Here is a 13,562-nt window from a genome sequence, read left to right as displayed (position 1 = left end):
TTTGCAAACCTCCTCTCGGGTTTATCGATTATTAGAAGCGATCTCTCTCTCGCGGATTACAGTTTTCATACGAGCGATTGCTTTACGTACTTCACGGATGCGAGCAGTGTTTTCAAGCTGGCCGGTAGCAAGCTGGAAACGAAGGTTGAAAAGCTCTTCTTTAAGGGATTTTACTTTTTGTTCGATTTCGGCAGTGGTTAAATCACGGATATCATTAGCTTTCATTTGATTCACCACCAATTTCCTCGCGTCTCACGAATTTTGTTTTAATCGGCAGTTTGTGAGATGCAAGACGCAATGCTTCACGAGCAACTTCTTCAGGTACACCTGCAATCTCAAACAATACTTTACCTGGTTTAACTACAGCGACCCATCCTTCAGGAGCACCTTTACCGGAACCCATTCGGACTTCTAGAGGCTTAGCAGTATAAGGTTTGGAAGGGAAAATTTTGATCCATACTTTACCGCCACGTTTCATGTAACGAGTCATCGCGATACGAGCTGCCTCGATTTGACGGTTTGTGATCCAAGATGCTTCCAAAGCTTGAATGCCGTATTCACCAAAGTGTACTTCCGCACCGCCTTTTGCACGGCCGCGCATTTTTCCGCGATGCTCTCTGCGATACTTAACACGTTTAGGCAATAACATATTATTTTCCTCCTTCCTCAGATTTCTTCTTAACAGGAAGAACTTCTCCACGATAGATCCATACTTTGACACCTAGTTTACCGTAAGTAGTGTCTGCTTCTGCTGTACCGTAATCGATGTCAGCGCGAAGTGTGTGAAGTGGAACAGTTCCTTCACTATAATGCTCAGAGCGAGCGATGTCAGCTCCGCCAAGACGGCCTGAAACCATTGTTTTAATTCCTTGTGCACCAGCGCGCATTGTGCGTTGAAGTGCCTGCTTTTGAGCACGGCGGAAAGAAATACGGTTTTCCAGCTGACGAGCGATGTTATCAGCTACAAGTTTAGCATCAAGATCTGCTCTTTTAATTTCAAGGATGTTGATGTGCACGCGTTTACCAGTGAGTGAGTTAAGAGCTTTACGAAGCGCTTCAACTTCAGTACCACCTTTACCGATAACCATTCCTGGCTTAGCAGTGTGGACTGTTACGTTAATGCGGTTAGCAGCACGCTCAATTTCCACTTTGGAAACAGATGCATCATTCAGGCGTTTGTTGATGTATTCACGAACTTTGATATCTTCGTGTAAAAGATCAGCGTAGTCTTTGCCTGCGTACCATTTTGATTCCCAATCACGAATCACACCGACACGGAGACCGACTGGATTTACCTTTTGACCCACAGCTTATCCCTCCTTCTTTTCTGATACGATAATAGTGATATGACTCGTACGTTTGTTAATCGCACTTGCACGGCCCATTGCACGCGGACGGAATCTTTTCAAAGTCGGTCCTTCGTCAACGAATGCCTGTGAAATGACAAGGCTGTTAATGTCCATTTCATAGTTGTGCTCAGCGTTAGCAACTGCAGAGTTTAATACTTTTTCAATAACCGGAGAAGCTGCCTTCGGAGTGTGACGAAGGATTGCAACTGCTTCACCGACTTGCTTTCCTCGAATTAAGTCCATTACCAAACGTGCTTTACGAGGAGCAATACGAACTGTTCTAGCGACAGCTTTAGCTTGCATTTAAATGCCTCCTCTCATTAGCGTCTTGTTTTTTTATCGTCGTTACCGTGGCCTTTGTAAGTACGAGAAGGTGCGAATTCACCTAACTTGTGGCCAACCATGTCTTCCGTTACATAAACAGGAACGTGTTTGCGTCCATCATAGACTGCGATCGTGTGACCAATGAATTGAGGGAAGATTGTAGAACGGCGAGACCAAGTTTTAATAACTTGTTTCTTTTCAGTTTCATTCAATTTTTCCACTTTAACCATCAAGTGATCATCCACGAAAGGTCCTTTTTTCAAGCTGCGACCCATGCGAGTACCTCCCTTCGTGATTGCGCTACGGTTCGGTCGAACCGTAGTTCAACCCCGTTATTTTTTACGACGACGTACGATAAACTTATCGGATTTGCTGCTCTTTTTACGTGTTTTAGCTCCAAGAGTCGGTTTGCCCCAAGGAGACATAGGTGATTTACGTCCAATTGGTGAACGTCCTTCACCACCACCGTGAGGGTGATCGTTAGGGTTCATTACAGATCCGCGGACTGTTGGGCGTTTGCCTAACCAGCGTGAACGTCCTGCTTTACCAATGTTGATCAGTTCGTGCTGCTCGTTGCCGACCTGGCCGATTGTAGCACGGCAAGTAGCAAGAATCATGCGAACCTCACCGGAATTCAAACGGACAAGTACGTATTTGCCTTCTTTACCAAGGACCTGTGCAGATGTTCCTGCAGAACGTACAAGCTGTCCGCCTTTTCCAGGCTTAAGCTCGATGTTGTGTACCACTGTACCAACTGGAATGTTTTGAAGTGGAAGAGCGTTACCCACTTTAATGTCAGCTTCTGTGCCGGACATGATTTCCATTCCAACTTTAATGTTTTTAGGAGCAAGAATGTATCTCTTTTCTCCATCTGCATAGTGAATCAATGCAATGTTTGCAGAGCGGTTTGGATCATACTCGATTGTAGCAACGCGGCCTGGTATACCATCTTTGTCGCGTTTGAAATCAATAATACGATATTGGCGCTTATGGCCACCGCCATGATGACGAACCGTGATTTTACCTTGGTTGTTGCGTCCAGCTTTTTTGCTTAACGGAGCAAGCAAGGATTTTTCCGGTTTATCAGTAGTGATTTCTGCAAAATCAGATACTGTCATACCACGTCGACCGTTGGAGGTCGGTTTGTATTTTTTAATCGCCATCTCAATTTCCCTCCTTCACTTATATAGTATTAAACTTCAAAAAGTTCGATTTCTTTAGAGTCAGCAGTCAATGTAATGATAGCTTTTCTTCTGCGATTTGTAAGTCCGCTGTAACGGCCAACACGTCTGAATTTACCTTTGTAATTCATAACGTTGACTTTCGCTACTTTCACACCGAAAATTGCTTCTACAGCATCTTTAACTTCCGTTTTATTAGCTCTTACGTCTACTTCAAACGTGTATTTTCTGTCAGCCATAATGTCAGTAGAATTTTCAGTGATCACGGGGCGCTTAATAATATCACGAGGATCTTTCATTATGCAAGCACCTCCTCTACTTTTTGCACCGCAGCTTTCGTCATCACAAGCTTTTCATGATTCAGTACATCAAGAACGTTGATGCTGTCAGCTGCAACAACAGTGATTCCCTGGATGTTACGTGTAGAAAGATCAACTTTCTCATTAACATCAGCAGTAACAATCAATGCTTTTTTCTCAACAGAAATAGCTTTAAGAATGTTAACCATTTCTCTTGTTTTTACAGCATCCAGTGTCAGATCTTCAAGAACAACAAAATTGCTGTCCTGTACTTTAGATGACAAAGCAGATTTGATAGCCAAACGGCGCACTTTTTTAGGTAGTTTGTAAGCGTAAGAACGAGGTGTCGGTCCGAAAACTACTCCTCCTCCGCGCCATTGCGGTGAACGGATAGACCCTTGACGGGCACGTCCTGTTCCTTTTTGGCGCCAAGGTTTGCGTCCTCCGCCACGAACTTCAGAACGATTTTTTACTTTAGCATTTCCTTGTCTTAAGGAAGCTCTTTGCATGATAACCGCTTCGAAAAGAACAGCTTGGTTTGGCTCGATACCGAAGATCGAATCATTCAGTTCGATTTCACCAGCGTTATTTCCGCTTTGGTTTAACATAGTAACTTTTGGCATGATCCATTTCCTCCTTTCCCGGAAAAGTTATTTGGATTTTACTGCAGCTTTTACAGTAACTAAAGATTTTCTTGGACCCGGTACGTTACCTTTGATCAAAAGAAGATTGCGTTCTGCATCCACTTTAACGATCTCAAGGTTTTGTACTGTAACGCGCTCTCCACCCATACGTCCAGGGAGAAGTTTGTTCTTGAATACACGGTTTGGAGCAACAGGACCCATTGAACCCGGGCGGCGATGGTAGCGTGAACCGTGGGACATTGGTCCGCGGGACTGTCCGTGGCGTTTAATGGCACCTTGGAACCCTTTACCTTTTGAAACACCTGTTACATCTACTGTGTCTCCAGCAGTGAATAATTCAACTTTGACTTCCTGACCAACTTCGTAGTCTGCTGCGCTTACTCCACGAAATTCCTTAATGAAGCGCTTAGGCGCAGTATTTGCTTTTGCAACGTGACCTTTTGCCGGTCTGTTTACAAGCTTTTCACGTTTGTCATCAAAACCAACCTGAACTGCTTCGTAACCGTCGATTTCAGCCGTTTTCACTTGAAGAACTACGTTTGGAGCAGCCTCTACAACTGTTACCGGGATTAAATCGCCGTTTTCAGCAAACACCTGCGTCATACCGATTTTTCTACCTAAGATTCCTTTGGTCATTCGTCACACCTCCTATTTTTTCTTCTATATAATATTGAACATTAAAGTTTGATTTCGATATCGACACCGGATGGTAAATCCAAACGCATTAACGCATCAACAGTTTGTGGTGTTGGGTTAATGATGTCGATTAGACGTTTGTGCGTACGCATCTCGAATTGCTCACGAGAGTCTTTGTACTTATGCACCGCACGAAGAATTGTGTAGATAGACTTTTCAGTCGGTAGCGGGATCGGACCAGATACGTTAGCACCTGAACGTTTCGCTGTTTCTACGATTTTTTCGGCAGATTGATCTAGAATCCTGTGATCATATGCTTTCAAACGAATACGAATTTTTTGTTTTGCCATTATTTTCCCTCCTTTTCGCCTACTTATTATAGACAGTTCTCAGTGAGAATTTCCCTCACACACTCGCCATGGCAAAGCGGCCGGGTGTGTCAGCAACCTCTCACATCATCGCAGTCAAAGACCAACATTCACTATTATATAAAAAATGAGCGTCAGTTGCAAGAAGAAATATAAATTTCTTCGTCTTTTACGCACCTCAAATATTATAACTTTTTTTAGGCAAAAATACAAGGGCTGCTTTAAACTAAACAATTGTTCTTATTGAATTAGCATATAAATAGAAGAGCATAAAAAAAACGAGCGATTTCTCGCTCGTTTTTAGTAAGCAATTACTCAGTGATTGTAGCAACTACTCCGGCACCTACAGTACGTCCACCCTCACGGATAGAGAACTTAGTACCTTCTTCGATTGCGATTGGAGCGATTAGTTCAACAGTCATTTCGATGTTGTCTCCAGGCATAACCATTTCTACACCTTCAGGAAGGTTGCAGATACCAGTTACATCAGTTGTACGGAAGTAGAACTGAGGACGGTAGTTAGTGAAGAATGGAGTGTGACGTCCACCCTCTTCTTTAGAAAGTACATAAACTTCTGCTTTGAACTTTGTGTGTGGAGTGATTGTTCCTGGCTTAGCAAGAACTTGTCCACGTTGGATATCTTCACGAGCTACTCCACGAAGAAGTGCGCCGATGTTGTCTCCAGCTTCAGCATAGTCAAGAAGTTTACGGAACATTTCAACACCTGTAACAGTTGTTGATTTTGGCTCTTCAGCAAGACCGATGATTTCGATAACGTCACCGACTTTAACTTGTCCACGCTCAACACGTCCAGTTGCAACAGTTCCACGGCCAGTGATTGAGAATACATCCTCAACAGGCATCATGAATGGTTTTTCGATATCACGCTCAGGAGTTGGGATGTATTCGTCAACTGCGTTCATCAGTTCAACGATTTTCTCTTCCCACTCAGCTTCTCCTTCAAGAGCTTTAAGAGCAGAACCTTTGATTACTGGAATGTCGTCGCCAGGGAAATCGTACTCAGAAAGAAGGTCACGAACTTCCATTTCAACTAGTTCTAGCAATTCTTCGTCATCAACCATGTCACATTTGTTCATGAATACAACAAGGTAAGGTACACCTACTTGACGAGAAAGAAGGATGTGCTCACGAGTTTGAGGCATTGGGCCGTCAGCAGCAGATACTACTAGGATTCCGCCGTCCATTTGAGCAGCACCAGTGATCATGTTTTTAACATAGTCAGCATGTCCCGGGCAGTCAACGTGTGCATAGTGGCGTGTATCAGTTTCGTACTCAACGTGTGCAGTTGAGATTGTGATTCCGCGCTCGCGCTCTTCTGGAGCAGCATCGATCATATCATATGCCATCGCTGCACCTTTACCGCTGCGTTTAGCAAGTACAGTAGTGATTGCAGCTGTTAGAGTTGTTTTACCGTGGTCAACGTGTCCAATTGTACCGATATTGGCATGTGTTTTGGAACGGTCGAATTTTTCTTTACCCATTCGAAATGCCTCCTTAGAAAATTGAGTTAGTTATATTGATTCAGAAAGCAGGCAGGACCCGCCTTCTGAGCTTACATAAGTAGTTATACTTGAATAAAAGGGTAAAATCAATTACTCACCTTTATTTTTTTTGATGATTTCTTCTGAAATGGATTTTGGAACCTCTTCGTAGTGGTCGAAGTGCATAGTGAATGTTCCGCGTCCTTGTGTATTGGAACGCAACGCAGTTGCATAGCCAAACATTTCGGAAAGAGGAACCATTGCACGGACAACTTGAGCGTTACCGCGTGCTTCCATACCTTCAACGCGTCCACGGCGGGAAGTTACATCACCCATGATGTCTCCCATGTACTCGTCCGGAACTACCACTTCAACCTTCATAACAGGCTCAAGGATTACCGGGTTGCACTTGGAAACAGCGTTTTTCAGAGCAAGGGATGCTGCTACTTTAAATGCCATCTCACTGGAGTCGACATCATGGTAAGATCCATCCACAAGTGCTGCTTTAACGTCGATTAACTGATATCCTGCAAGGACACCGTTTTTCATTGAATCCTCTAGACCGGCTTGAACAGCTGGTACGTATTCACGAGGAACAACTCCACCGACGATCTTGTTTTGGAATTCGAACCCTTTACCTTCTTCGTTTGGTTCGAATTCGATCCAAACGTGTCCGAATTGTCCGCGTCCACCGGATTGGCGGGCAAACTTACCTTCGACTTTAGCTGAACCGCGGAAAGTCTCACGGTATGCAACCTGCGGAGCACCAACATTTGCTTCTACTTTGAACTCGCGACGCATACGGTCAACGATGATATCAAGATGAAGCTCACCCATACCAGAGATGATGGTTTGTCCAGTCTCAGGATCAGTATGAGCGCGGAAAGTTGGATCCTCTTCAGAAAGCTTAGTCAGTGCTGTAGACATTTTGTCCTGGTCAGCTTTTGACTTTGGCTCTACTGACAGGGAGATAACCGGCTCTGGGAATTCCATGGATTCCAAGATTACAAGGCTCTTTTCATCACACAGAGTATCACCAGTTGTCGTATCTTTCAATCCTACTGCAGCTGCGATATCCCCGGAGTATACAGTAGCAATTTCTTCACGGGAGTTAGCATGCATCTGCAGGATACGTCCTACACGCTCACGCTTGCCCTTCGTGGAGTTTTGCACGTAAGAACCAGAGTTAAGCACTCCAGAGTACACACGGAAGAAAGTAAGCTTCCCAACGTATGGATCTGTCATAACTTTAAACGCCAGAGCAGAGAACGGCTCATCGTCACCGGATTTACGAAGTACTTCCTCTTCAGAATCCGGAAGAATTCCTTTGATGGCAGGTACATCAGTTGGTGCAGGCAGGTAATCAAGTACCGCATCCAGCATCAATTGTACACCTTTGTTTTTGAAAGCAGATCCGCAAAGAACTGGGTAGAATTCAACGTCACAAGTACCTTTTCGGATAGCTGCTTTGATTTCATCAATCGTAAGCTCTTCACCGTCAAGATATTTCATCATTAATTCTTCATCAAGTTCTGCTACGGCTTCGATCAATTTGCTGCGCCATTCTTCAGCAAGTTCTTGATACTCTTCAGGAATTTCTTTTGCTTCGGAACGTGTTCCTAAGTCATCTTCGTAGAAATATGCTACGTTTTCTACTAGATCGATAATTCCCTCGAATTGATCCTCAGCACCGATTGGAAGCTGGATTGGATGCGCATTGGCCTGAAGGCGCTCATGCATCGTTTTTACGGAGTAAAGGAAATCCGCACCGATTTTATCCATTTTGTTAACGAATACGACACGAGGCACGCCGTATGTTGTAGCCTGGCGCCAAACTGTTTCAGTTTGAGGCTCAACTCCGGATTGTGCATCAAGAACAGCTACGGCACCATCAAGTACACGCAGGGAACGTTCAACCTCAACAGTGAAGTCTACGTGTCCCGGTGTATCGATAATGTTTACACGGTAACCTTTCCATGATGCAGTTGTAGCTGCAGATGTAATCGTGATTCCGCGTTCCTGCTCCTGTTCCATCCAGTCCATTTGTGAAGCTCCTTCATGAGTTTCACCAATTTTGTGGATACGTCCAGTGTAGAACAAAATCCGTTCTGTAGTCGTCGTTTTACCAGCGTCGATGTGAGCCATGATCCCGATATTACGAGTGTTTTCTAAGGAGAACTCTCTTGCCATCTTGGTAACTTCTCCTTCCTATAAAGAGGATTAGTGGGTTTTTTGTTTCGATCTTACCAGCGGTAGTGAGCGAATGCTTTGTTCGCTTCTGCCATTTTGTGTGTATCTTCGCGTTTCTTAACAGCAGCACCAGTGTTGTTGGCTGCGTCAAGAATCTCATTAGCCAAACGCTCTTCCATGGTTTTTTCACCGCGAAGACGAGCGTAATGCACTAACCAGCGAAGTCCAAGTGTAGTACGGCGGTCAGGACGCACCTCTACTGGTACTTGGTAGTTTGCTCCACCTACACGGCGAGCTTTTACTTCTAGAACTGGCATGATGTTTTTAAGCGCTTGTTCGAACACTTCCATTGGCTCTTTTCCGCTGCGTTCCTTGATTGAATCAAGTGCAGAGTAAAGAATGGTTTGTGCTTTTCCTCTTTTACCGTCAACCATAATGCGGTTTACCAAACGAGTGATAAGTTTGGAATTGTAAAGCGGATCAGGCAATACGTCTCTTTTTGTAACAGGACCTTTACGAGGCATGTTTTTTCCTCCTTTCACGAAATGATTCTATTTTTAGTTGAATTATTTTTTTGCAGCTTTCGGGCGTTTTGTTCCGTATTTGGAACGTCCTTGCATACGGCCGTCAACACCAGCAGTATCAAGCGCACCGCGAACGATGTGATAACGTACTCCCGGTAAATCCTTTACACGTCCGCCGCGGATTAGTACGACACTGTGCTCTTGAAGGTTATGTCCGATACCAGGAATGTAAGCTGTAACCTCGATTTGGTTGGTCAAGCGTACACGGGCATATTTACGAAGCGCGGAGTTCGGCTTCTTCGGAGTCATTGTACCCACACGTGTGCAGACACCGCGTTTTTGTGGTGATGATACGTTCGTGTGCTCTTTTTTGAAGCTGTTGTACCCTTTGTTTAATGCAGGAGACTTGGATTTTTCAATCTTGCTGATACGTCCCTTGCGAACTAGTTGATTAATAGTAGGCATGTTTTTTCCTCCCTTCTCAATTTCTAAACCCACACATCCAGGTGGTTCATATTTGGGCAAAAACAAAGTCTTTACTTGATTAATCAGGTAAAAACACGTTTGCTTTTATTAGGTAATGGCTACTGCTGCGGCCCCAACTTCAATTCCGCAAGCTTTTCCAAGCTTTTTCATAGAGTCAACCAGCATGACAGGAACCTGTTTTTCCCTCGCCATCTGAGCAACGGCAGATGTAATCCTGGGATCAGCGTCCTCTGCAATGATGAGCTCCTTTACGGAACCTTGCTGTAGTGCCTTCAGCGTTTGCTTTGTACCAACAATAATAGTTGCTGCCTGTGATACTTTTTCATAAGACATTGAAGTATATCCTCCAAAGCAACAGGTAGAATCGAGCACCTTGAATAGCTTAACATTGGAAGAGATGGATGTCAACAGAGTTTCAGAAGAAACATCTGCCGGCATCCATCTCTCATATTAATCTACAGTAACCGTGTCCTGGCTCGATTGAACTTGTGAGATTGGCTGTACTTTACGGTAGCGGTTCATACCTGTACCGGCAGGAACCAATTTACCGATGATTACATTCTCTTTTAGTCCGAGAAGCTCGTCACGTTTTCCTTTGATTGCTGCATCTGTCAGGACACGAGTTGTTTCCTGGAAGGATGCGGCAGACAGGAAGGAATCTGTTTCAAGTGATGCTTTCGTAATTCCAAGAAGGATTGGACGGCCTGTAGCAGGACGCTTCCCTTCAATGAGAACCCGCTTGTTTGCATCTGTAAACTGATGAATATCCAACAGTGTTCCAGGCAACACATCCGTATCTCCGGCATCAATCACCCGGATTTTGCGGAGCATTTGGCGGACCATAACCTCTACGTGCTTATCGCCGATTTCTACCCCTTGCATACGGTATACTTTCTGCACTTCACGAAGGAGGTATTCCTGCACAGCCTGAGTATCTTTTACTTTCAGAAGTTCTTTCGGATCGATTGAACCTTCAGTAAGCTCCTGGCCGCGTTTCACTTTATCACCCTCTGCAACTTTCAGACGGGCATTGTATGGAGCAGTGTACGTACGGGATTCAACGTCTCCCTGAACGACAATCTCCTGCTGTTTTTCCCTGATTTCATTTACTTCGGTTACGACACCGTCAATTTCAGAAATCGTAGCCTGACCTTTAGGGTTACGGGCTTCGAACAGCTCCTGGATACGAGGAAGACCTTGAGTGATGTCATCCCCCGCAACTCCTCCGGTATGGAACGTACGCATAGTAAGCTGTGTTCCAGGCTCACCGATGGATTGGGCAGCGATGATTCCGACAGCCTCACCGACCTCAACGTCAGACCCGGTCGCAAGGTTGCGGCCGTAGCATCGTTTACACACACCATGGCGTGTGTTGCACGTAAATGCAGAACGGATCCATACTTGCTCAATTCCTGATTCTACAATCTGCAGAGCAATATCTTCCGTAATCAGTTCATTTTCCTCAACAAGAAGAGCTTCTGTTTCAGGGTGGTGAATGTTTCTGCGTGCATAGCGTCCGATAAGACGTTCTTCAAGTTTTTCAATGACCTCTGTACCTTCTTTGATTGATTCTGCAAGAAGTCCGCGGTCTGTACCGCAGTCGTCATCACGGATGATAACATCCTGGGCAACATCAACAAGGCGGCGTGTCAGGTAGCCTGAATCGGCAGTTTTAAGGGCGGTATCGGCAAGACCTTTACGCGCACCATGGGTGGAAATAAAGTATTCCAATACCGTTAAGCCTTCACGGAAACTGGACTTGATCGGAAGTTCGATGATTCGTCCAGCCGGGTTAGCCATCAATCCGCGCATTCCGGCAAGCTGTGTAAAGTTAGATGCGTTACCACGGGCTCCCGAGTCACTCATCATGAAGATCGGGTTGCGCGTATCCAGGGTTTTCATCAATTTGCCTTGAATGGTATCCTTCGCAGCACTCCAGATCGAAATCACGCGCTCATAGCGCTCTTCTTCTGTAATCAGACCGCGTCGGAACTGCTTAAGAACGTTATCTACCTTCGCTTGCGCTTCAGTCAGAATTTCTTCCTTCTCACGCAATACGACGATATCCGCCACACCAACCGTAATACCGGCTTTTGTAGAATATCTGAATCCCAAATCCTTTAGACGGTCAAGCATCCTGGACGTTTCAGTAATCTGGAACTTTTTAAAGATCTCAGCGATGATGCTTCCAAGGATGCCTTTTTTAAATGGGGGCACCAATTCCTGCTTGGAAATGTATTCTTTTACATCAACGGTAGAATCAACAAAATACTTTTCAGGCGTTTTCTCTTCAATATTCCCCTTGCTCGGTTCATTCATATAAGGGAATGAGCCTGGAAGGATTTCATTGAAGATCAATTTCCCTACAGTCGTCAGAAGAAGCTGTTTTTCCTGCTCTTCTGTGAACGTTTGATTGCTAAGAGATGACGCAGCTACTGCAATACGGGAATGCAAATGGACGTATCCATTCTGGTAAGCAATAAGAGCCTCGTTTGTATCTCTGAAGATCATCCCTTCTCCGACTGCATCTTCGCGCTCCATCGTCAGGTAATAGTTACCGAGAACCATATCCTGGGACGGCGTTACAACCGGTTTACCATCTTTAGGGTTCAAGATGTTCTGGGCTGCCAGCATAAGGATGCGGGCTTCTGCCTGAGCTTCAGCTGAAAGCGGTACGTGGACAGCCATTTGGTCACCGTCAAAGTCAGCGTTGTATGCTGTACATACGAGCGGGTGAAGACGGATGGCACGGCCTTCAACAAGAGTCGGTTCGAATGCCTGAATCCCCAATCTGTGAAGCGTTGGTGCACGGTTCAATAGAACCGGGTGCTCCTTAATAACGGATTCAAGTACATCCCAGACTTCAGGCTGAACGCGCTCGATTTTGCGCTTAGCACTTTTGATGTTGTGGGCAAGACCTTTTTCAACAAGCTCTTTCATAACAAAAGGCTTAAACAGTTCAAGTGCCATCTCTTTTGGAAGTCCGCACTGATACATTTTCAGATTCGGTCCGACAACGATTACGGAACGGCCTGAGTAATCAACACGCTTCCCAAGCAAGTTCTGGCGGAAACGCCCTTGCTTCCCTTTAAGCATGTGGGAAAGCGATTTGAGCGGACGGTTACCCGGACCTGTTACCGGACGGCCTCTTCTTCCATTGTCAATTAAAGCATCTACAGCTTCCTGCAGCATGCGTTTTTCATTTTGAACGATAATGCTTGGAGCCCCAAGGTCAAGCAGGCGCTTCAGCCGGTTGTTCCGGTTGATTACCCGGCGGTAAAGGTCATTCAGGTCAGACGTAGCAAAACGTCCGCCGTCAAGCTGTACCATCGGACGCAGTTCAGGAGGAATAACAGGAAGGACATCAAGAATCATCCAGGAAGGGTTGTTTCCGGATCCGCGGAACGCTTCCAAAACTTCCAGACGTTTGATTGCACGTGTACGGCGCTGGCCTTGTGCAGTTTTTAAGTCTTCCTTCAGCTGCTCTACATCCCGATCCGGGTCAATATCCATGAGAAGCTTTTTGATGGCCTCAGCTCCCATGGAAGCCTGGAACGTGCTGCCGTATTTATCACGGTAGGCGCGGTACTCTTTCTCAGAAAGAAGCTGTTTCTTTTCAAGAGGAGTGTCACCCGTATCCGTTACTACATAAGAAGCAAAGTAGATTACTTCTTCAAGAGCACGGGGAGACATGTCCAGTACAAGACCCATACGGCTCGGAATTCCTTTAAAATACCATATGTGGGATACAGGAGCTGCCAGCTCAATATGTCCCATGCGCTCACGGCGAACCTTGGCGCGTGTTACTTCAACTCCGCAGCGGTCACAGACTACACCTTTATAGCGGACACGTTTGTATTTACCGCAATGGCACTCCCAGTCCTTTTGAGGGCCGAAAATACGCTCGCAGAACAAACCGTCTTTTTCAGGCTTAAGTGTCCGGTAGTTGATTGTCTCCGGCTTTTTCACTTCACCGAAAGACCATGAACGAATCTTATCAGGTGATGCAAGTCCGATGTTCATATACTCAAAATTATTAACATCTAGCAAGGGGCCTAC

The 13,562-nt window shown here is 45.3% G+C and carries 16 protein-coding genes; all 16 read right to left on the bottom strand.

Annotated features, from left to right (window positions below; all coding sequences use genetic code 11):
- Positions 1-21: 21 nt before the first annotated feature.
- Complete coding sequence (rpmC, locus tag ACQCVE_RS16565) at positions 22-225, bottom strand: 50S ribosomal protein L29 (protein WP_426846689.1); 204 nt, start codon at positions 223-225, stop codon at positions 22-24.
- Positions 215-649 (bottom strand): 50S ribosomal protein L16, encoded by a 435-nt coding sequence (gene rplP, locus ACQCVE_RS16560; protein ID WP_426846691.1) that lies wholly within the window; start codon positions 647-649, stop codon positions 215-217. Before rplP ends, rpmC begins: the two co-directional genes overlap by 11 nt.
- A 1-nt stretch (position 650) precedes the next feature.
- Positions 651-1,307, bottom strand: coding sequence for a 30S ribosomal protein S3 (gene rpsC, locus ACQCVE_RS16555; protein WP_426846693.1), 657 nt, complete (start codon positions 1,305-1,307; stop codon positions 651-653).
- Between the two features lie 3 nt (positions 1,308-1,310).
- Positions 1,311-1,652, bottom strand: a complete 342-nt coding sequence (rplV, locus tag ACQCVE_RS16550) for a 50S ribosomal protein L22 (protein ID WP_426846695.1) — start codon at positions 1,650-1,652, stop codon at positions 1,311-1,313.
- A gap of 17 nt (positions 1,653-1,669) precedes the next feature.
- Complete coding sequence (gene rpsS / locus ACQCVE_RS16545) at positions 1,670-1,948, bottom strand: 30S ribosomal protein S19 (RefSeq protein ID WP_035406800.1); 279 nt, start codon at positions 1,946-1,948, stop codon at positions 1,670-1,672.
- Positions 1,949-2,005: 57 nt separating this feature from the next.
- Positions 2,006-2,836 carry a 50S ribosomal protein L2 gene (gene rplB, locus ACQCVE_RS16540; protein WP_426846697.1) on the bottom strand — a complete coding sequence of 277 codons (831 nt, stop codon included), beginning with the start codon at positions 2,834-2,836 and terminating at the stop codon, positions 2,006-2,008.
- A gap of 29 nt (positions 2,837-2,865) precedes the next feature.
- The gene (gene rplW / locus ACQCVE_RS16535; RefSeq protein ID WP_035406795.1) at positions 2,866-3,153 is read right to left on the bottom strand and encodes a 50S ribosomal protein L23; all 288 of its coding nucleotides are present in this window, start codon (positions 3,151-3,153) and stop codon (positions 2,866-2,868) included.
- Positions 3,153-3,776, bottom strand: coding sequence for a 50S ribosomal protein L4 (rplD, locus tag ACQCVE_RS16530; RefSeq protein ID WP_426846699.1), 624 nt, complete (start codon positions 3,774-3,776; stop codon positions 3,153-3,155). The genes rplW and rplD overlap by 1 nt, the downstream gene beginning before the upstream one ends.
- Before the next feature lie 27 nt (positions 3,777-3,803).
- On the bottom strand, positions 3,804-4,433 hold the full coding sequence (gene rplC / locus ACQCVE_RS16525) for a 50S ribosomal protein L3 (protein WP_426863434.1): 630 nt from the start codon (positions 4,431-4,433) through the stop codon (positions 3,804-3,806).
- Between the two features lie 41 nt (positions 4,434-4,474).
- Positions 4,475-4,783: a 30S ribosomal protein S10 gene (gene rpsJ, locus ACQCVE_RS16520; protein WP_029282834.1), complete on the bottom strand. Its 309-nt coding sequence runs from the start codon at positions 4,781-4,783 to the stop codon at positions 4,475-4,477.
- Between the two features lie 329 nt (positions 4,784-5,112).
- Positions 5,113-6,303, bottom strand: coding sequence for an elongation factor Tu (gene tuf / locus ACQCVE_RS16515; RefSeq protein WP_426846704.1), 1,191 nt, complete (start codon positions 6,301-6,303; stop codon positions 5,113-5,115).
- A gap of 111 nt (positions 6,304-6,414) precedes the next feature.
- Complete coding sequence (gene fusA, locus ACQCVE_RS16510; RefSeq protein ID WP_426846706.1) at positions 6,415-8,493, bottom strand: elongation factor G; 2,079 nt, start codon at positions 8,491-8,493, stop codon at positions 6,415-6,417.
- 53 nt (positions 8,494-8,546) lie between these two features.
- Positions 8,547-9,017, bottom strand: coding sequence for a 30S ribosomal protein S7 (gene rpsG, locus ACQCVE_RS16505; RefSeq protein WP_426846708.1), 471 nt, complete (start codon positions 9,015-9,017; stop codon positions 8,547-8,549).
- Between the two features lie 42 nt (positions 9,018-9,059).
- Entirely contained in the window at positions 9,060-9,482 is a 423-nt protein-coding gene (gene rpsL, locus ACQCVE_RS16500; RefSeq protein ID WP_426846710.1) for a 30S ribosomal protein S12, read from the bottom strand.
- A 108-nt stretch (positions 9,483-9,590) separates the two neighbouring features.
- Positions 9,591-9,836, bottom strand: coding sequence for a 50S ribosomal protein L7ae-like protein (locus ACQCVE_RS16495; RefSeq protein ID WP_426846712.1), 246 nt, complete (start codon positions 9,834-9,836; stop codon positions 9,591-9,593).
- 117 nt (positions 9,837-9,953) lie between these two features.
- Complete coding sequence (rpoC, locus tag ACQCVE_RS16490; protein WP_426846714.1) at positions 9,954-13,553, bottom strand: DNA-directed RNA polymerase subunit beta'; 3,600 nt, start codon at positions 13,551-13,553, stop codon at positions 9,954-9,956.
- Positions 13,554-13,562 lie beyond the last annotated feature (9 nt).

Source organism: Metabacillus sp. 113a, from assembly GCF_050107635.1.
Taxonomy (GTDB): domain Bacteria; phylum Bacillota; class Bacilli; order Bacillales; family Bacillaceae; genus Metabacillus_B.
The sequence above is the reverse complement of the archived record's forward strand: the minus strand, read 5'-3'. Positions and strand labels throughout refer to the sequence as shown.

Excerpts from the sequence above, each read along its gene's own strand:
- rplB (WP_426846697.1), bottom strand. The coding sequence starts at position 2,836 with ATGGCGATTAAAAAATACAAACCGACCTCCAACGGTCGACGTGGTATG.
- rpsJ (WP_029282834.1), bottom strand. The coding sequence starts at position 4,783 with ATGGCAAAACAAAAAATTCGTATTCGTTTGAAAGCATATGATCACAGG.
- tuf (WP_426846704.1), bottom strand. The coding sequence starts at position 6,303 with ATGGGTAAAGAAAAATTCGACCGTTCCAAAACACATGCCAATATCGGT.
- rplW (WP_035406795.1), bottom strand. The coding sequence starts at position 3,153 with ATGAAAGATCCTCGTGATATTATTAAGCGCCCCGTGATCACTGAAAAT.
- rplD (WP_426846699.1), bottom strand. The coding sequence starts at position 3,776 with ATGCCAAAAGTTACTATGTTAAACCAAAGCGGAAATAACGCTGGTGAA.
- rpmC (WP_426846689.1), bottom strand. The coding sequence starts at position 225 with ATGAAAGCTAATGATATCCGTGATTTAACCACTGCCGAAATCGAACAA.
- rplC (WP_426863434.1), bottom strand. The coding sequence starts at position 4,433 with ATGACCAAAGGAATCTTAGGTAGAAAAATCGGTATGACGCAGGTGTTT.
- rpsG (WP_426846708.1), bottom strand. The coding sequence starts at position 9,017 with ATGCCTCGTAAAGGTCCTGTTACAAAAAGAGACGTATTGCCTGATCCG.
- rpsL (WP_426846710.1), bottom strand. The coding sequence starts at position 9,482 with ATGCCTACTATTAATCAACTAGTTCGCAAGGGACGTATCAGCAAGATT.
- ACQCVE_RS16495 (WP_426846712.1), bottom strand. The coding sequence starts at position 9,836 with ATGTCTTATGAAAAAGTATCACAGGCAGCAACTATTATTGTTGGTACA.
- rpsS (WP_035406800.1), bottom strand. The coding sequence starts at position 1,948 with ATGGGTCGCAGCTTGAAAAAAGGACCTTTCGTGGATGATCACTTGATG.
- fusA (WP_426846706.1), bottom strand. The coding sequence starts at position 8,493 with ATGGCAAGAGAGTTCTCCTTAGAAAACACTCGTAATATCGGGATCATG.
- rplP (WP_426846691.1), bottom strand. The coding sequence starts at position 649 with ATGTTATTGCCTAAACGTGTTAAGTATCGCAGAGAGCATCGCGGAAAA.
- rplV (WP_426846695.1), bottom strand. The coding sequence starts at position 1,652 with ATGCAAGCTAAAGCTGTCGCTAGAACAGTTCGTATTGCTCCTCGTAAA.